Genomic DNA, 18888 nt, shown 5'->3' with positions numbered 1-18888 from the left:
AAAATGAAAGAGAGTTGTAAATTATATGTAATCAGAAATGAGGGCACAAGATGAACGAATCAACCACTATAACGATTCACAACAGAAAAATATTAATGACCTTATTATTAGTCGGTACTTTTATTGCAGTCTTAAATCAAACATTATTAATTACAGCATTGCCGCAAATTATGGAGGAGTTTCATACAGATGCCAATAATGCACAATGGCTTATCACATCCTTTATGCTAACAAATGGAATTGTCGTTCCTATCTCAGCATTTTTAATTGCCAGGTTTACAACAAGGCAATTATTCTTTTCTGCTGTAATCATTTTTTTAATAGGCACTATATTAGGAGCTTTGTCCTTTTCCTTTTCGATGCTGCTAATGGCAAGATTTATTCAAGCTATCGGTGCGGGCATTATGATGCCGTTAGTCTCCAATATCATCTTAACAATAACTCCAAAAGAGAAGCGGGGAAGTGCCATGGGCTTGCTTGTTCTAGTAATCTGTTTTGCCCCTGCAATCGGTCCCTCCTTAGCTGGAGGAGTTGTAGATGTTTTATCATGGCGCTATCTGTTTTACGGTACTCTCCCAATGCTTTTAATAGTGTTAATTTTTTCGCTTGTAACACTAAAGAATGTGACAGAAACAAATAAAGATGAGCGTATTGATAGTCTTTCCATTATATTATCAAGCCTTGCTTTCGGAGGAATTCTATATGGACTCAGTCTTGCAGGATCGATAGGCTGGAGAAGCCTGATTACTTATGCATGGGTCAGTATCGGAATTGTTGCACTAATATTGTTAGTGAAAAGACAATTAAAGCTTGCTCAGCCAATGCTTGAATTTAGAGTATTTAAATACAAAACATTTACAGTTTCTAGCATACTGATTGCGATTGCATTTGGAACAATGTTTGGTACAGAAACTATTGTCCCGTTATATACGCAAAATGTGGAGGGAGTTTCTGCCCTTACTTCAGGACTTATTTTGCTGCCAGGTGCGGCATTAATGGGGCTGATATCACCATTTGTTGGACGAATCACTGATAAAGTTGGGGTGAAATTGCTTGTCGTTCTTGGATTCGGGGTTATTACACTATCTACAATCCCTTTAAGTATCTTAAATATAGAAAAGTCAATTCTGCTCCTTGTTATCTTATATACGATAAGAATGGTTGGGATTGGTATGCTGATGACGCCAGTTCAAACAGGTGCTATGAATATATTGCCTCAACACCTATTCAGACATGGGGTAGCTGTGTATAGTACCTTGACCTCGATAGCAGGTTCTGTTGGAATATCGATATTAGTCTCTTTTTACACAAGCCTTGACAACCATTTAAGTTCGGAACAAATGGCGTTAGGAATAACTTTTTTGGTTATTACAGTAGTTAGCGGGTTAGGATTTCTGTTATCACTTAAGCTGCCAAAAGATAAATCAGCAGCGAAGGTCAAGGAAGTATCTGTTAATTCTTAATAGCATAGATAAACAAGCGGTCCATAATAATACAGAAGTGTTTAAGAAAAGCGTAGTTTACTTAAGACTATGCTTTTTTTGTTGCTGATAAATACGATAACTTTCCGATGCGTTCTCTCATTTTTTTAGTTAATACCGTATAAAACACGTGATATACTTAATGGAAAGCGGCGGAAGGGGGCAATTAAACCAATTTGCAACGATGCTAATATAAGGAAACCTATAAAAGGATCAATCTACATAGGATGAATTAGCACTGTATTTTTAGAGTGAATGAGCTAAAGGAAAGGCTTCATTGATAAGCCGGGAATGTCTGCTTTTTGTTAACACATACTCACCGTCAGGGGGGAAACCAATGGCATTAGAACGAGGCCGATTGCTTATTGTTGATGATGAAATTCTGATAAGGCAGGGGATTAAGCATTACGTCAATTGGGAACAAGAAGGCTTTGAAATTGTCGGCGAGGCAGCGCATGGGCAGGAAGCTCTTGATTTAATAGAGGTTGTAAAGCCGGATTTTATCATTACTGATATTGTTATGCCAATAATGGATGGAGAAGAATTAACGAGAATTGTGAAGGAGAAATATCCTCATATTGAAGTGGTAGTGTTAAGCAGCTTTGGCGATTTTGATTATGTGCGCTCAACTTTTCAAAATGGGGTTCTAGATTATATTCTAAAGCCAAAGCTAGATGCAGAAAGTTTGTTAGCTGTGTTGAGAAAGATGAAAAAAAGGCTGCCTGCTCGCAAAATAGATGAAGAGGAGGCTTTGAATACCTTTGTTGCGAATGCTGTCCGAAAAATGCTGTCAGGCTATGAAGTGGAACATTCTCTTAAACTAACAGATCGCTTTTTGCATAGGAAGTATTGTCTCGTTTCAGTTGAGCAGAGAGACGGAACAGGAGAACTGTCTTCTGCTGTTAAAACATGGATTAACAGTGGTTTAAGCGAACAAGGCTATATCTGCTTTATTACAGACAACATCCTCCTTATTAACGGGGACAATTTTAAAGCACTGCACTCTTTTTTGGAAAACACAGTGGCCATAAAATACAATCTTCAATTGATAGTAAGTGGAGAATTTGAGGATTTTATGCAAATAGGAAAGATATATAAAGAAGAAATTCTAAAATTAATAAAATGCAGCTTTTACTTTCCAGATATTCCGGTTCTCACTGTACAACATTTGCATATCACTGTGACAGACCTGGAGAAATTTCATTTAGACTGGTTTATTAATGAATTTAAATGTAAACGCTTTGATTCTGCTTTTGCTTATTTGGAGGATCATGTTGCAGCTATTTCTTCTATGTATACATTGGATGTGTATGAGTATAAGTCTTTTTTTAGCAATATTATTTTTAATATCACCATCCTGCTTAGCAATATGGAATATGAGATTCATAGCTTGGAACAGTCGAAATATGTTTACTTGAAAGGAATAGAAGAGGCAAATAGTGCAGAAGAAGTTGTTAAAAAGCTGGAGTGTTTTTTGCGTGATACAAAAACGGTAATTAATACAGTAAAAACGAAGCCGGAAAATGTCAATATCAAAAACATCATTGCATATATGAATGAGCATTATCGTGAGCCTTTGACACTTACTAATGTAGCGCAGCATTTTCATTTTAATCCATCCTATTTATCCAGCTATTTTTCAACGCATATGAAAGAAGGCTTCAGCGAGTACCTTAACAGAGTTAGAATAGAAGAGGCATCTAAGCTTCTTGTTGCAGGCACTGCACCAATTTCAGAAATCAGCGGAATTGTCGGCTATTCAGACCACAGCTATTTCTGTAAAGTTTTCAAAAAGATGACAGGATTATCACCGAGCCAGTTCAGGCGCAGGCAATGGGTGGAAAAGAGTTGAGCATACTATGAAGCTAATTCCTGAACGTTTTAGACACAGCAATTTATTTATTACGATGTCCTTGATTACTGTAATGATTATTATCATCGTATCCATCACCATCACATGGACAACAATTCGCATGAGTGAACAATTCTTTTTCGATAAATTCAGTATTACGAATGCGAAGGTGATGAATCAAGTGAAAGAAAGTTACGAGAAATATCATTATTCAGTCGTTCTTGCAACTAACAGCATACAGCAAAGCATTGCCATAAAGGACATATTGACAGAAAAAAGGGAAACAAATGCAGTACAGTTTCAGTCCATCTATCAGATGAGCCAATTAATTAAACGGGTTGAACCCAATATGGCAGCATATGAGGTTGGCATTATTGTAGTTGGTGCAAATGGTCTGAGCTATGCGACAAACGACAGAACGTTTTGGCCAATTACTGATACAGAGTTAAAGGAAAGCAGTTTAGCGGAGAAAACGGCTGAAAACCCGAACAGATTAATCTATCAATATGACAAGCGGCTAAATGATGATGAGAGCGGCAGCTATATTGTTGCTTCACGGGCACTTGTGAATAGGTCTGGATATACTTACGGAGCGGCTTATATATCTATACGAGAAAACGAATTTCGGAAATTTTACTCTAGTTATACAAGTCCAGGCAATGATGTTTTTTTAGTTGATAAAGAAGGCGTCATTGTCTCAAGCAGCTTGTCAGAAAAAGTCGGCAGCACCTCTAAAGAGCTAAAAGAGTATGCCTCAGAGCTTGGCAATAGTGATCATGATGATTATCTGATAGGGGAGTTTATGGGTAAGGAGCAAATAATGATGATGGAATATGTACCAGCCTTTGATATGTACATGTTCAATATCATTGATAAGCATACAGCTTTTGGTGATTTAATTGATAAGAAAAAAATTATGCTTATTTCATTAAGCATTGTTATCGCAGCGCTGTTTATCGTTCTCCTTGTTTCAAGAAGGCTGACGAATTCTTTGTCCAGTCTTGTCAAACAAATTGAGAGTGCATCAGATTATGACTTTGATGAATATGTTGCTGTTTCAGGAACATATGAAACTCGAAAGATTGGTATTGCCTTTAATTCCATGCTTGATGAATTACATGAGTATGTCGATCAGCTCGTACTGTCACAGAAACAACGGCGGAATGCTGAGCTTGCTGCCTTACAGCAGCAAATTAATCCCCACTTTTTGTACAATACACTCGCATCCATTAAATTTATTGCAAGTAAAGGCAATATTGCCGAAACAGAAGCAATGATTAATTCGCTCATATCCTTATTGCAAAATACAATTGGTGATGTAAATGAGACGATTACCGTAGATCAGGAAATAAATAATTTGCGCAATTATGTGCTTATTAATCAGAAGCGCTATGGCGATTCCGTTAAGGTGAATTATTTTGTTGCACCGAACTGTCACGACATTCTGATCCCAAAGCTAATTTTGCAGCCGTTTATGGAAAATTCCTTTTTTCATGGCTTTATCCATAAACCGCAAGGGTATATTCATGTTCTTGTATGGCATGAGGGCGACTGTTTGATTTGTGAAATTGTTGATAATGGGGATGGGATGGTAATAGCTGATGAGCATCTTCCGCAAACAAAACGGAAGCAGCAGTTTTCTGGCATTGGCATAAGAAATGTGCATGAGCGGATTCAGCTCATCTATGGCGAATCATACGGCGTGGAAATTTCCAGTGAGGTTGGCGAAGGAACAAAGGTACGAATCACCCTTCCTGTTCAAAGAAAATAATAAAATCTAAAAAAAGTCCTATTTGAACATTGGAAGCGGATTCATTTTTGTGAAAATACTACAAAAACACAAAAATATCTTCCTAACGATGCACCCCAATAGGATGATAACATAATAGTTGTAAGTGATAACGCTTACAAATAATATTCATACTTGGGGGGAAATCGATGAAAAAGATTCTTGCACTAATACTAGCCAGCGTTCTACTTTTGGCAGCCTGTTCATCTGGCTCCAATACAGAGAATGCTTCAGGAGACTCTAAGGATACAAATAAAATTACGGTATGGGCTTGGGATCCTAACTTCAACATTAAGGCGATGAACTTGGCAGTAGATTCCTATGCCGCTGAAAATGCTGACCTTGATATTGAAGTAATGGAAAACGCTCAAGATGATATCATTCAAAAGCTTAATACGTCTTTAAGCTCAGGAACGACGAAGGGGCTGCCAAATATAGTCCTAATTGAGGATTATCGTGCACAAAGCTTTCTTCAAGCATATCCAGACATGTTCTATGAGTTGAGTGATTCTTTTAAGCAAGAGGATTTCGCTCAATATAAAATTGCACCTACAAGTGTAGACGGCAAAAACTATGGTCTCCCATTTGATACAGGGGTAGCAGGTTTGTATGTCAGAACAGATTATTTAGAGCAAGCTGGCTATACAGTGGATGACTTAAAGGATATTGATTGGAATGAGTATATTGAAATCGGCAAAAAGGTGAAGGAAGCAACAGGCAAAAACATGCTTACACAAGACCCTAATGATCTTGGTTTGATTCGTATGATGATTCAGTCTGCTGGATCATGGTATACAAAGGAAGATGGTGTGACGCCTGACTTATCGGGAAATACAGCTTTAAAGACAGCGTTTGAAACATATAAAGCACTATTGGATGCAGATATTGTTTCACCTGTTTCGGACTGGAGTCAATTTTTAGCAGGTTTCAATAGCGGTGAAGTAGCCACAGTTCCATCAGGAAACTGGATTACTCCATCTGTTAAAGCAGAAAGCTCTCAAGCTGGTAAATGGGCAGTTGTTTCTATGCCGCGCTTGCCAGATGTGGAAAGCTCCATTAATGCTACTAACTTAGGCGGAAGCTCTTGGTATGTTCTAAATGTTCCTGGAAAAGAAAAAGCAGCTGAATTCCTAGCGAAAACGTTTGGCTCTAATGTTGATTTTTACCAAACATTGAATAAAGAAGTAGGTGCTATCGGCACTTATTCTCCAGCAGTGGAAGGTGAAGCATATCAAGAAGCAGATGATTTCTTTAATGGTCAGCAAGTCATCGCGGATTTTGCGAACTGGACAGAGCAAATCCCGCAAATTAACTATGGACTGCACACATATGCCATTGAAGATCTGCTTGTCGTAGAGGCTCAAAACTACTTAAAAGGTAAAGCTCTTGATACTGCCCTAGAGGATGCCCAAAAGCAGGCAGAGGCGCAGATTAAATAATCGAGTAAACTTTAGAGCCTTGGATTTTCTTACTAAATACCAAGGCTCTCTTTTATTACAGAATGCAAGGAGTGTTGAGTTGTGATTCCAGCTAGAACGAATCAGGATCTTCAGACAGCAAGAACTTCCAGAAGCCTGCGCACAAAAAATAATGCGATCGGTTGGTCTTTTATAACTATTGCCGCGGCCATGATTTGTTTATTTTATTTTTATCCAATGGTGCAAGCTTTTATCTTGTCCCTTCAATCAGGAACAGGCACTAACCTGACCTTTGTCGGTTTTGATAATTATGTCCGGTTATTTAAGGACCCGACTTTTCTGACAACAGTGAAAAACACGGTTATCTATCTCATTATCCAAGTTCCAGTAATGATACTGCTGGCATTATTTATCTCCGTTCTGTTAAATGATAAGACGTTAAAGTTTAAAGGTGTATTCCGGACGGCTATCTTTTTGCCATGTGTAACTTCATTGGTAGCTTACTCGGTTATTTTTAAATATTTATTCGGTAATGATGGCATTATCAATATGTTCTTATTAAAGGTTTCTATTATCTCCGAGCCCATTCAGTGGCTGACAGATCCTTTTTGGGCCAAAATCGCCATTATTGCAGCAATCACTTGGCGCTGGACTGGCTATAACATGATTTTCTATTTATCTGCATTACAAAATGTCGACCAGTCTATTTATGAAGCAGCTAAAATGGACGGTGCATCTAGCATTCAAACCTTTTTTAAGATTACAATTCCAATGCTGAAGCCGATCATTTTATTTACATCGATTACTTCTACAATTGGCACACTCCAACTGTTTGATGAAGTTATGAATATAACCCAGGGAGGGCCAGGGAACGCCACGATGACGATATCCCAGTACATTTATAATCTCTCCTTTAAATACACCCCAGACTTTGGGTATGCGGCAACGGTTTCTTATGCCATTGTTATTATGATTGTTATTTTCTCTATCATCCAGTTTAAAGTGGCAGGTGACAAAAATGATTAAGAAAGTATTTAGTTACAGTTTTTTAACGATTGTTTCAATCGTTTCGATTTTCCCTTTTTTATGGATGATTGTCAGTGCAACGAATAAATCAGTTGATGTTACAAAGGGGCGTCTATTGCCAGGTGGGCATTTTGTTGAAAATTTCAAAAACCTGCTTGAAACAGTAGAGATCATTCCAGCGTTGATAAATTCCGCGAAAATATCAATCATTACTACTGTTTTATCACTGCTGATTGCATCACTGGCAGGCTATGGCTTTGAAGTTTACAAAAGCAAAGCGAAAGACATGGTTTTTAACATTCTTCTGCTGTCGATGATGATACCGTTTGCAGCGTTAATGGTGCCTTTGTTCAGAATGTTTGGCATGATTTCACAATCTGCGCCATATATAGGTATTGACACGATTGCAGCTGTTATTTTGCCGACAGTTACAACTGCATTTTTAATTTTCTTCTTTCGTCAGAGCACAAAGATGTTTCCAAAAGATATTTTGGAAGCAGGCAGAATTGATGGTTTGACAGAGCTAGGCTGTTTTTTCAGGATTTATGTGCCGACAATGAAAACGACTTATGCAGCAGCAGCCATCATCACGTTTATGGCGAGCTGGAACAGCTATTTATGGCCATTGGTTGTGTTACAGTCTCCAGAAAACCAAACAGTGCCATTATTGATTTCTGTTCTTGGGTCGAGCTATTCTCCCGATTTCGGCGTAATTATGACTGCGATTGTTATCGCGACATTACCAGCAGCATTCATTTTCTTCATCATGCAGAAGCATTTCGTTGCCGGCATGATGGGATCAGTTAAATAGAAGCAAGGGGAGTGTAATCAATGACGAAAATTATTCCAACGTTAGATTGGCTTGAAGATGTGAAGGTATTTGCTGTTAACCGTCTTTTGGCTCATTCAGACCATAATTATTATGAAACATTTGAAGAGGCAAATCTTCGAGTGCCGATGAAGCTCAGGCACAGTCTGAACGGAGATTGGAAATTCCATTATGCAGAAAATCCACACAGCAGGCCACAACAGTTTTATGAAAAAGATTTTGATTGTGAAGGCTGGGAATACATCACCGTTCCGGGTCATATACAGCTGCAAGGATATGGCACGCCTCAATATGTGAATACGATGTATCCGTGGGACGGCCACAATGATATCCGTCCCCCTGAAATTCCTTCCGATCATAATCCTGTAGGCAGTTATGTCAAATATTTTTCTGTTCCAGAAAATATGAAGGGGCGTGCTGTTAATGTGTCTTTTCAAGGGGTAGAATCAGCTTTCTACGTATGGCTGAATGGGGAATTTGTCGGCTATAGTGAAGACTCCTTCACACCTGCTGAATTTGAGCTCACGCCCTATTTGGCAGAAGGGGAAAACAAGCTTGCAGTTGAAGTGTATCAGCGCAGTACTGGCAGCTGGCTTGAAGATCAAGACTTTTGGAGGTTCTCTGGGATTTTCCGCGATGTCTATCTTTACACAGTGCCTACCACTCACATCACAGATCTTCATGTTCGTCCTGAACTGGATGAAACTTTTACAAAAGGTAAATTAACAGCAACCGTTAAGCTGACAGGAAAACCTGCGTCTAAACTAAGCGCAGAGCTTAGAGACAAAACGGGCAAAACAATAGCTGCAGCAATGGGAGTGGAAGAGGCAAGCAATTGGTCCTTAACAATCAATGTAGACCAGCCGTCCCTTTGGAGCGCAGAAAGTCCATATTTGTATACATTATTCATTAGTGTTTATGACGAATCTGGCAACCTGACAGAAGTGGTGCCACAAAGGCTCGGCTTCAGGCGATTTGAGCTATCAGATAAAATTATGCGCCTCAATGGTGAACGAATTGTGTTTAAAGGTGTGAACCGACATGAATTTAATCCAAGACAAGGCAGAGCAATTTCGAAAGAAGACATGCTGTGGGATATCAAAACATTAAAGCAGCATAACATCAACGCTGTCCGTACTTCTCACTATCCAAACCAAAGCTATTGGTATGAGCTCTGTGACGAATATGGTGTTTACGTTATTGATGAAATGAACTTGGAAACACATGGGTCATGGCAAAAAATGGGGGCTGTTGAGCCGTCGTGGAATATTCCTGGAAATAAACCGGAATGGCAAGATATTGTTATGGACAGAGCCATTTCAATGGTGGAGCGCGATAAAAATCATCCTTCCATCTTAATTTGGTCGTGCGGGAATGAATCCTATGCTGGTGAAGTTATCTTGAACGTTGCCAACTATTTCAGAGAGACAGACCCAAGCAGACTCGTCCATTATGAGGGAGTGTTTCACAACCGTGCTTATAATGATTCAAGTGATATGGAAAGCCGTATGTATGCAAAACCGGCTGTTATTGAAAAATACTTGTCTGAAAATCCAGAGAAGCCATATATAAGCTGTGAATATATGCATGCGATGGGAAATTCACTTGGAGGCATGTACAAATATACAGAGTTAGAACAAAAATATCCTATGTACCAAGGCGGATTCATCTGGGATTATATCGATCAGTCCCTTTATAAAAAAGACCGGTTTGGCAAGGAATACTTAGCATATGGCGGCGATTTTGACGACAGGCCGACAGATTACGGTTTTTGTACAAATGGAATTGTATATGCAAACCGCCAACTGTCACCCAAAATGCAGGAAGTTAAATATCTTTACCAAGATTATAAGCTCTTATTAGACGAAAATGGTGTCACGATAAGAAATGAGAGTCTCTTCACAAATACAGACAGCTATCAATTAGAATATAAGCTGTTTTTGGAAGGAAAGGAACTGTACAGAAAAAGTACTTTGGCAGGAGTTGAACCGCAAAGCTCTCAATATTTCAAGTTCGATCTGCCTGAAAATCTGGATGCAGCTTTAGGTGAATATAGTATTCAAGCATCACTTACACTGAAGGAAAATACCCTTTGGGCAGAAGCAGGCTTTGAGATTGCATTCGGACAGTATGTTTATGAAAAGGGCAGCAAACAATTTAGTCCGCCTGTTGGAGAACTGCGAACTGTCCATGGTGATGTTAATATTGGTGTTCATGGTAAAGATTTTTCTGTGCTATTTTCTAAAGCATCTGGCAGTCTCGTTTCTTTGAGCTATGCTGGCAGAGAAATGATCTCATCACCTCCTGCCCCACTGTTTTGGAGAGCGACAACAGACAATGACCGTGGGTTTTCACAAAGCTATCATTCGGGAATCTGGTATGCGGCAAGTCTTGCGCGTAGGTGTAAGGACATTCAAGTGGAGGAAAGCAACAGTCAAACAAGTGTTGCTTTCACATATGAATTCTCTGTGCATCAAGACATAGAGGTAACAGTCACCTACACCGTTTATTCAGATGGAAGTGTGCATGTGAAGTCAGCGTATAAAGGAGCTGACAGTCTGCCTCAGCTGCCGATTTTTGCGCTTGCGTTTAAGCTTCCAGCAGATTACAGAAAGCTAGAATGGTATGCTCTCGGACCAGAAGAGAACTATTCTGACAGGAACATGGGCGCAAAACTATGCCATTTTCAGCAAGAGGTGGAAGAGAGTCTATCAGGGTATGTTATGCCGCAAGAATCAGGAAATCGAACAGGTGTCAGACATGTATCTGCCACATCAAAAAATGGCCGTGGTATTTTAATATCTTCTGTAAATACACCACTTGAATGTAATATCTCGCCATATACTGCCTTTGAGCTTGAGAATGCGCAGCATGTTTATGAGCTGCCGCCTATCCATTATACAGTTGTGACTGTGGCGGGCAGGCAGATGGGCGTTGGCGGTGATGACAGCTGGGGTGCGCCGGTTCATGAGGAGCATTTAATTCATGCTAATGAAACGATAGAATTTGAATTCCTCATCCAGAGAAAGTAAATTAGTTAGAGCGGTTCCGCTTAAAAATTTTGTTACAATAGCCTTATTATCCTTAATGTTGGATGATAAGGCTTTATTTTGCTAAAATTATGAAGGTGATAATTTTTGCAAAATTCAAATGATACTTCCTGATTTCAATCAAACAGATTTTGCAGTTATAATAGTCACTATATATTTTAGTTATTGAAATAATTAACAAAGGATGTTAAACGTGATAAAACAAAACGATGATACAGTTCGAAATTTAATGGAGGAGATGTTTCATATTCAAGTTAAGTCCAATAACTTTATGCGGCTGCTAACCTTTGATGAGGACTTATCTGAAAATCTCGTGCTCCTCATGCTTCGCTTGAAACTGTTTGGATTTCTGAAAATCACGCAAATAGCAGAGGTTTTCCTACTGACACCAGGTGCTGCTACTAATATGTGTGATAAGCTGGAAAGAATGGGCTATGCGGAAAGAATTCGCTTGCAGGATGACAGGCGTATTGTCCGTGTTGCTTTAACGAAAAAAGGGGAAGACAGAGTCAACGCCATCTTTTCAAAATTTACAGATGAACAGCTCCTGAGTATTACCAACACACTGGCAGAGATTAATAAGCTCTTTAAACATATTGAGGATATAACTTAAACAGGTCGCAACGATCTGTTTTTTTCTTTGAATTAAATGGATATTTTATCGAATTTAGAATATATTATAATTATTAAATATTTTAGTTATTAAAATATTAAGGGTGGGGGGAAGATATACTATGTCCATAAAGAGACTTATTTTAGGAGGGGTATTAATAATGGCATTATTTTCAATAGCAGGAATTATGTCTACGAAATTTGAACAACGCATCAGTTTAAAAAAATCTAGTCATCTAATTCTACAATCAGATTTTTCCGATCTTAAAGTAGTTACCGACAAGCCGGATTTATCCCTTGAATTAAACGGAAAAAAATCATTGCTGTCTACACCGTCTGTTCAAGTAAAGGAGGAAGGTGATAAAGCCTATATATCTATAAATATATTAAATAAAGGCTGGAAGAAATACTTGCCTGGTCGAAAAATGAGAGCGAAGTTAACACTAAATATCCCTTCTGGAATGATAGATACATTAGAAATAACTAATCAGAACGGAAAGACAGAAATCGGTCAAATTACGGATTTAAGGCTACTTTCCATAAATTCCGAAGTAGGAAGTATTCAGTTAAGTAGTTTTCAAGGAGGAAAGCTTGCCATTAAATCAAACAATGGCAGTGTCTCTTTAGGGAAAGTAAGTGCCCAAGTGAATATTGATAACAAAGTAGGCGGAATAAAAAGTTTTGAGCTGCTGCGTGTTCAAGGAGAAAATTATCTAAAAGTCTCTAATGGCAATGTTCATATACAGCTCCCGAAAGAACTTTATACAACTAATACAGCCATACATGCCATCACTAAAAACGGAGCGATAACAGCAAATAACTCCCTTTTAACTGTGAAAAAAATTGGGCCGGGCAAAGAGTTGGTGAAAGAAGCCTCCAGTGCTAAAGACAAGTTGACCATATCCGTTTCTGTCGGCAATATCAACATAAACTAATGGTCAGTGATTCCGAAATATAACCATTCCAATACCCATTGGCACAATCATTAACAATCCGATAGTCAGTGTAGGGAAGGGAAGCTTTTCAGCAAAAATCGTACCCATTTCCCCTAAAAATCCTGCAGCAACAAAGGGAATTGCAGACCTTGTTTTATCTGCACCTTCCTTAGCATAAAACCAAGCATCCCAGACTGCATAAACATAAAATCCAGGATAAAAGAGCAGAACGTCAAATGAGGCTGTTTCTACTGCTTGCTGATGGTAACCGTTAAAATCAAGTGCGATAGCTTCATTAATTCTGCCAAGCATATTATCGAAATGCTCAAAAATAATAAAAATTACGCCCTTTAACAGCTCACGATTATAAATTTGGCCAAATCCTGGCATGATCATGGAAATCAATGCAGCAATAATTCTCATATAAATACCTCTTAAAGTTAACTTAATGTCAGTTTCTCCTGTTACTGCTTAAGATATACAAAATATGTAAAATGAATTATCACCTTCTCTACAAGGATAAAAATATGAAAATTCAGGCAGCACCGTATATAATAGGATATAGAAACGAAAACATTTTTTATAGAGAGGAAGGAATGTCAATGGAGTACCGTCTTGAAAGAGATACAATCGGAGAAATTAAAGTGCCGGCAGAAAGTTACTGGGGAGCACAAACACAGCGAAGCAAAGAGAATTTTCCAATTGGAACAGAAAGAATGCCGATGGAGATTATTCACGCCTTTGCTATTTTAAAGAAAAGCGCTGCTATTGTAAACCAAGAACTAGGCTTATTAGCAAAAGAAAAAGCGGAAGCGATTGGCTACGGTGCTGACCAAATCTTAAATGGCAGTCTTGAAGAGCATTTTCCCCTTGTGGTTTGGCAAACGGGAAGCGGCACACAGTCCAACATGAATGTTAACGAAGTGATTGCTTTTGCAGGCAACAAATGGCTTGCTGAAAAAGGATTAGACATCAGGCTGCATCCGAATGATGATGTAAACAAATCGCAAAGCTCAAATGATACATATCCGACAGCACTTCATGTGGCTGCAGTTGTTCAGCTGGAAGATACGGTCTTGCCGGCGATAGCCAAACTAAAAGAGACTTTTAAGGAAAAAGCAGCTGCGTTTTCTGAAATTGTTAAAATTGGGCGAACTCATTTACAAGATGCGACCCCATTGACATTAGGGCAGGAAATCAGCGGCTGGCACCGCATGCTTGAAAAGTCCGAAAGCATGATAGCAGCGAGTTTGCCGTACTTGCGTGAGCTGGCAATTGGCGGCACAGCAGTCGGTACAGGCTTAAATGCCCATCCAGAGTTTTCTGAAAGAGTTTCCGAAAAAATCTCCTTATTCACAAACAAAGAGTTTTTATCAGCAAAAAATAAGTTTCATGCACTGACAAGCCATGATGAGATAACATTCGCACATGGAGCGTTAAAAGGATTGGCTGCAGACATGATGAAAATAGCGAATGATGTGCGCTGGCTTGCGAGTGGGCCTCGTTGCGGCATTGGAGAAATCATGATTCCAGAAAATGAACCAGGCAGCTCTATTATGCCAGGAAAAGTGAATCCAACCCAAAGTGAAGCCGTGACAATGGTAGCTGTTCAAGTTATGGGAAATGATGCTGCAATCGGCTTTGCGGCAAGTCAGGGGAATTTTGAACTGAACGTCTTTAAGCCAGTCATTGCCTATAACTTCCTTCAGTCCGCCCGCTTGCTTAGTGACAGCATTATTTCCTTTAATGATCGTTGTGCGGTTGGAATTGAGCCAAACCTAGAGAAAATCGACAGAAATTTAAATGAGTCCTTAATGCTTGTAACAGCCTTAAATCCGCATATCGGCTATGAAAATGCGGCAAAAATAGCGAAAAAAGCATACGCGGATAACTCCACTTTAAAGCAGGCAGCATTAGAACTAGAATTATTAACAGAAGAAGAGTTTGATAGCTATATCCAACCGAAAGAAATGACATATCCGAAATAAGCAATCTTTTTATAACTGCACCTTTTAATAAAAGAGGTGCAGTTTTTAGTGCATTAAAAAGATAATATTTGTTAACTAAAAGAAAAAATAGCAGTATAGTCGTATGACAAAAGTAGTGTATAATAAATCTTCATAGATTAATAAATGAAATATAGGAACATGCTAAAACTTCAGGAGGTCATATCATTGCCTTTTCATCACATCTTAGACCATTTTCATACACAATATATGATCGTAATTCCTATCCTGTCTATCATAAGCTGTGCTTTAGGGCTGTGGATCAGCAAGAAAGTAAGGAAGAACGAAAATGAGAAAAATAGAAATGGAATTCTTATTTTTGGTTCATTGCTCTTAGGCTTTACTTTTTGGATAACCCTTTATCTCATTATGCAAATGGTGCCATTACCATATTCGCCTAGTAATTATCTGCTCTATTTAATCAGCATCTATTTGTTTTGTTTTATCGGTTCCTTAGTAATTCTGGCATTGGCACAAACCAAGGAAGTGAAGGAAAGCCAATATTTTTGGGGGAGTTTATTTTTAGCAGTATGTATTCTCGCCGCTGATACGATTGGTTTTGCCCTGATGTTTAAAAATCATCTCCATTTCAATATCATCCTGTATATTACTACTTCTTTGCTAACAATAGGATCTGCTTTTTCTGTGTTCCGGTTTGTGATTTTGATAACCACTGATGATGTCTTTCAAGCAACATCAAAAAGGCTGGAATATATCGGAATTGTCCTTGCAGGTGTGTCTCTTGCAAATATCCCCTATATTGTATTAGTTTCTATTTTGAAATTTAATTTAGGCTATATGTATAGTGATTACGAGATTTTTATTCCATTCACCTTAACAATCGCAGCGAATTTATTATTAATGCTGCTGCCATATTTTTTAGGAGATACTATTTTAAATAAAAAGGCAAACTTTTATACATCCCTGTTTGAGCATAACCCCGTTGCCGTTATTGGCATCGATTTAGCTGGAGTAATCAATAGTGTGAATTCTGAAGGAATTAAACTACTAGAATATGAGGAAGAGGAATTGGTTGGAAAGAGCATTTCTGAAATCTTCATGAAGGTGGATAAGGAGAAGATTAAACACTATCTATTAGGTCATTTTAAAGGGAAGGTTCATAAATTTGAGACAGAAATAGTTTTAAAGAATAATACTCGAAAAGATGTTTTTGTTACGGCAGTCCGGATTATCACAAAGGAAAAGTTCATCGGCACCTTTGTACTGGTTGAGGATATTACCGAAAAGAAAAAATCAGAAGAGCAAATAAAACATCTAGCCTTTCATGATGATCTTACACAGCTTTCAAATAGACGGCTTGCAAAGATTACGATGAATCAATATGTGGAAAACAACACTCCGTTTACATTAATGCTCCTCGATTTTGACCGCTTTAAAAGCATTAATGATACTCTGGGGCATTCATTCGGGGATAGTCTGCTGCAAAGAATAGCAAAACGGCTTAATAATTTAGTAGAAGAGAACGGCAAAGTGGCAAGATTTGGCGGAGATGAATTTTTGATTATCATTCCAGATGGCAGTAGTGACAAGGATATGTATAAATCAATTGCTAAATCTATTAATCATGTTTTTAGACAGCCAATCCTTATAGACGGTTATGAGATTATTTTGACAGCAAGTGTTGGCATCAGCAGATTCCCCGAGCATACAACAGATGTGGATGACCTTGTAAAGTACGCAGATATCGCGATGTACCAGATGAAAGAAGCAGGGGCTAATGGGTTCAAGGAATTTAACAAGGAAATGTCCTTACATGCAGACCATAAAGTCGGTTTAGAGAGTGATTTGCAAAAAGCCATGGATTATCAGGAGCTGTCCGTTTACTATCAGCCTAAGTATCATATAAAAAGCGGCAAGATTATTGGAGCTGAAGCTTTACTTAGATGGAAACATAATAAAAAAGGCTTTATACCGCCCAATGAATTTATTCCGCTGGCAGAAGAAAGCGGTCTAATCGTAAAGTTGGAAAAATATGTGTTTGCTCAAGTGTGCAAGCATATTCATAGATGGGCAACTTCAAGGAAAACATTCGGCAGGATTTCTATTAATATTTCAATTGTCACATTATTAAGAGAGGACTTCGTCTCATTTATTGCGGGACTCTTGCAAAAGTACAAAATAGACGGCAGCATTATTGAATTGGAAATAACCGAAAGAATTGTCATGAAGAATGAGCTTGTTGTCAATGAGACATTAAAGAAAATAAGTGAGCTGGGCATCAGCATCAGCATGGATGATTTTGGTACAGGCTATAGTTCGTTGTCCTATCTTCATAAGCTTCAGGTTGATTGCATAAAAATAGATAAGTCTTTTATTGATCAAATAGAAGGCAATATTGAAGTAGTTTCTGCCATAATCTCTATGGCACATAATCTTAAGCTGGAAATTATCGCAGAAGGTGTTGAAACTGAAGCACAAGTACAAAAGCTTATACAGCTTGGCTGTGAGCAGGCTCAAGGTTTTTATTTCTCCAAACCAATCACAATGGAAAGCTTTGAGGCCATCCTTTAAGTGTATCTTCAGCTGAAGGTGCATTTTTTTTATTGATTTCCTATAGTAGATATTTACAATTCACTTTTGCTCTCTGTTACTATAAAAAGGGAAGCAATAAAAAAAGAGGGTGTAATCATGATACAAACAGAATTAGACATTAAAGAGTGGATTCATGACGATGAATGGATGATGGACATTTTACGAACGGTCCGTAAGCTCAACTTGCCTGATTGGTGGATTTGTGCAGGGTTTGTCCGAACAAAAATCTGGGATAAAATCCATGGTTTTTCACATAGAACACCTCTTGCTGATATTGATGTGATTTATTTTGACTCAACCGAAATATCAGAAGAGAAGGAAAAGCAGCTAGAGAAAAAATTAGAACAATACAATCCGAATCTGCCATGGTCTGTAAAAAATCAAGCTCGCATGCATGTTTTAAATAACTTCCCGCCATATGAATCTTCTGCTGATGGGATAGCACATTTTCCTGAAACGGCTACAGCGCTTGGAGTAAAGCTTCATAAAGATGACAGCATCGTTCTTTGTGCTCCATGGGGGATAAAAGATGCTGTTTTCCTTGAGGTTAAACCAACCCCGCCCTTTAAAAAGGCAAACAACAGACATATTTACGAGGCAAGAATAAAGCAAAAAAAATGGCATTCTGTATGGGATAAACTGCGTATCACAGAATAAAGAAAAAACGGTTTTAGGATGTGTGTTTCCTAAAGCCGTTTTCTTTGAAAAATTACAGCAGCTTTGTCATAAACATGCTGTTCTCATCATGTTTATAATCTGCAAATGGACCACAATAAGTAAATCCTAATGTTTCATATAGCTTTCTTGCAGGCAAAAAAGCATCCATTGAGCCTGTTTCAAGGCTTAAGCGTTCATAGCCGCGGAATTGTGCGGCTTCTAAAATATGTAACATAATTTGTTTAGCAACACCTTTTCGCAAGTGGGCAGGAGCAGTCTTTACCGATTTTACCTCTGCATGATTTTTATCCAATTCCTTTAATGCGCCGCATCCTAACAGCGCACCATCCTCCCAGGCGCTCCAAAACGTTATTTCCGGCTTGCGTAATCCCTCTAAATCAAGGGCGTGGATGCTTTCAGGCGGTGAATGAAGTGTCATGCTATGAAGGTGATCCTCTAATAAGCCTGCAATTTCAGGTCCTTGTAAATCATCAACTTTAATGATCAATGTATGTGTTCTCCTCTCTTTAAACGAATTGAAATGACAATCTAATAGTATTATCCTACCATAAGGTTATTTGAATAGCATTATTATTTAGAATATTACTATTTTAGTCAGTTTGAAAGAGAAATAGACTCACTTCACAGCTAAATGGTGATGATTTGCAAATATATGTTGA

At 38.3% G+C, this 18888-nt stretch carries 14 protein-coding genes; 12 read left to right on the top strand and 2 right to left on the bottom strand.

Annotated elements, in window-relative coordinates; translation table 11 throughout:
• Positions 1–50 precede the first annotated feature (50 nt).
• From ACLIJJ_RS01535 to ACLIJJ_RS01495, 9 genes are all read left to right on the top strand, one after another.
• A complete protein-coding gene (locus tag ACLIJJ_RS01535; protein ID WP_411410478.1) occupies positions 51–1463 on the top strand; it encodes an MDR family MFS transporter in 1413 nt (470 codons plus the stop codon).
• Positions 1464–1818: 355 nt separating this feature from the next.
• Positions 1819–3333 carry a response regulator transcription factor gene (locus ACLIJJ_RS01530; protein ID WP_237941569.1) on the top strand — a complete coding sequence of 505 codons (1515 nt, stop codon included), beginning with the start codon at positions 1819–1821 and terminating at the stop codon, positions 3331–3333.
• Positions 3334–3340: 7 nt separating this feature from the next.
• Complete coding sequence (locus ACLIJJ_RS01525) at positions 3341–5104, top strand: cache domain-containing sensor histidine kinase (RefSeq protein WP_233313586.1); 1764 nt, start codon at positions 3341–3343, stop codon at positions 5102–5104.
• A gap of 167 nt (positions 5105–5271) precedes the next feature.
• A complete protein-coding gene (locus ACLIJJ_RS01520) occupies positions 5272–6561 on the top strand; it encodes an ABC transporter substrate-binding protein (RefSeq protein WP_237941567.1) in 1290 nt (429 codons plus the stop codon).
• A 135-nt stretch (positions 6562–6696) separates the two neighbouring features.
• Positions 6697–7566, top strand: coding sequence for a carbohydrate ABC transporter permease (locus ACLIJJ_RS01515; RefSeq protein ID WP_267913310.1), 870 nt, complete (start codon positions 6697–6699; stop codon positions 7564–7566).
• Positions 7559–8377, top strand: a complete 819-nt coding sequence (locus ACLIJJ_RS01510) for a carbohydrate ABC transporter permease (protein ID WP_233313589.1) — start codon at positions 7559–7561, stop codon at positions 8375–8377. Before ACLIJJ_RS01515 ends, ACLIJJ_RS01510 begins: the two co-directional genes overlap by 8 nt.
• A gap of 20 nt (positions 8378–8397) precedes the next feature.
• Positions 8398–11427: a beta-galactosidase, LacZ type gene (lacZ, locus tag ACLIJJ_RS01505; protein ID WP_411410477.1), complete on the top strand. Its 3030-nt coding sequence runs from the start codon at positions 8398–8400 to the stop codon at positions 11425–11427.
• Positions 11428–11638: 211 nt separating this feature from the next.
• A complete protein-coding gene (locus ACLIJJ_RS01500) occupies positions 11639–12058 on the top strand; it encodes a MarR family winged helix-turn-helix transcriptional regulator (protein WP_233313591.1) in 420 nt (139 codons plus the stop codon).
• A gap of 160 nt (positions 12059–12218) precedes the next feature.
• Positions 12219–12992 carry a DUF4097 family beta strand repeat-containing protein gene (locus tag ACLIJJ_RS01495; RefSeq protein ID WP_411410476.1) on the top strand — a complete coding sequence of 258 codons (774 nt, stop codon included), beginning with the start codon at positions 12219–12221 and terminating at the stop codon, positions 12990–12992.
• A 3-nt stretch (positions 12993–12995) separates the two neighbouring features.
• Here the strand turns inward: ACLIJJ_RS01495 and ACLIJJ_RS01490 are convergent, their stop codons facing one another.
• Positions 12996–13415 (bottom strand): hypothetical protein, encoded by a 420-nt coding sequence (locus ACLIJJ_RS01490; protein ID WP_233313593.1) that lies wholly within the window; start codon positions 13413–13415, stop codon positions 12996–12998.
• Between the two features lie 179 nt (positions 13416–13594).
• Here ACLIJJ_RS01490 and fumC point away from each other — a divergent pair, with 179 nt between their 5' ends.
• From fumC to ACLIJJ_RS01475, 3 genes are all read left to right on the top strand, one after another.
• Entirely contained in the window at positions 13595–14980 is a 1386-nt protein-coding gene (gene fumC / locus ACLIJJ_RS01485) for a class II fumarate hydratase (protein ID WP_233314738.1), read from the top strand.
• Positions 14981–15166: 186 nt separating this feature from the next.
• Positions 15167–17530, top strand: coding sequence for a sensor domain-containing protein (locus ACLIJJ_RS01480; protein WP_237941563.1), 2364 nt, complete (start codon positions 15167–15169; stop codon positions 17528–17530).
• Between the two features lie 114 nt (positions 17531–17644).
• The gene (locus ACLIJJ_RS01475; protein WP_341079518.1) at positions 17645–18208 is read left to right on the top strand and encodes a nucleotidyltransferase family protein; all 564 of its coding nucleotides are present in this window, start codon (positions 17645–17647) and stop codon (positions 18206–18208) included.
• Between the two features lie 52 nt (positions 18209–18260).
• On the opposite strand, the gene ACLIJJ_RS01470 is transcribed toward ACLIJJ_RS01475, so the two are convergent.
• Entirely contained in the window at positions 18261–18716 is a 456-nt protein-coding gene (locus ACLIJJ_RS01470) for a GNAT family N-acetyltransferase (RefSeq protein WP_233313596.1), read from the bottom strand.
• Positions 18717–18888 lie beyond the last annotated feature (172 nt).

Source organism: Niallia laureatilytica (genome assembly GCF_046613985.1).
Lineage (GTDB): Bacteria > Bacillota > Bacilli > Bacillales > Cytobacillaceae > Niallia.
The sequence above is the reverse complement of the archived record's forward strand: the minus strand, read 5'-3'. Positions and strand labels throughout refer to the sequence as shown.

Excerpts from the sequence above, each read along its gene's own strand:
- ACLIJJ_RS01530 (WP_237941569.1), top strand. The coding sequence starts at position 1,819 with ATGGCATTAGAACGAGGCCGATTGCTTATTGTTGATGATGAAATTCTG.
- ACLIJJ_RS01535 (WP_411410478.1), top strand. The coding sequence starts at position 51 with ATGAACGAATCAACCACTATAACGATTCACAACAGAAAAATATTAATG.
- ACLIJJ_RS01510 (WP_233313589.1), top strand. The coding sequence starts at position 7,559 with ATGATTAAGAAAGTATTTAGTTACAGTTTTTTAACGATTGTTTCAATC.
- fumC (WP_233314738.1), top strand. The coding sequence starts at position 13,595 with ATGGAGTACCGTCTTGAAAGAGATACAATCGGAGAAATTAAAGTGCCG.
- ACLIJJ_RS01495 (WP_411410476.1), top strand. The coding sequence starts at position 12,219 with ATGGCATTATTTTCAATAGCAGGAATTATGTCTACGAAATTTGAACAA.
- ACLIJJ_RS01520 (WP_237941567.1), top strand. The coding sequence starts at position 5,272 with ATGAAAAAGATTCTTGCACTAATACTAGCCAGCGTTCTACTTTTGGCA.
- lacZ (WP_411410477.1), top strand. The coding sequence starts at position 8,398 with ATGACGAAAATTATTCCAACGTTAGATTGGCTTGAAGATGTGAAGGTA.
- ACLIJJ_RS01490 (WP_233313593.1), bottom strand. The coding sequence starts at position 13,415 with ATGAGAATTATTGCTGCATTGATTTCCATGATCATGCCAGGATTTGGC.
- ACLIJJ_RS01525 (WP_233313586.1), top strand. The coding sequence starts at position 3,341 with ATGAAGCTAATTCCTGAACGTTTTAGACACAGCAATTTATTTATTACG.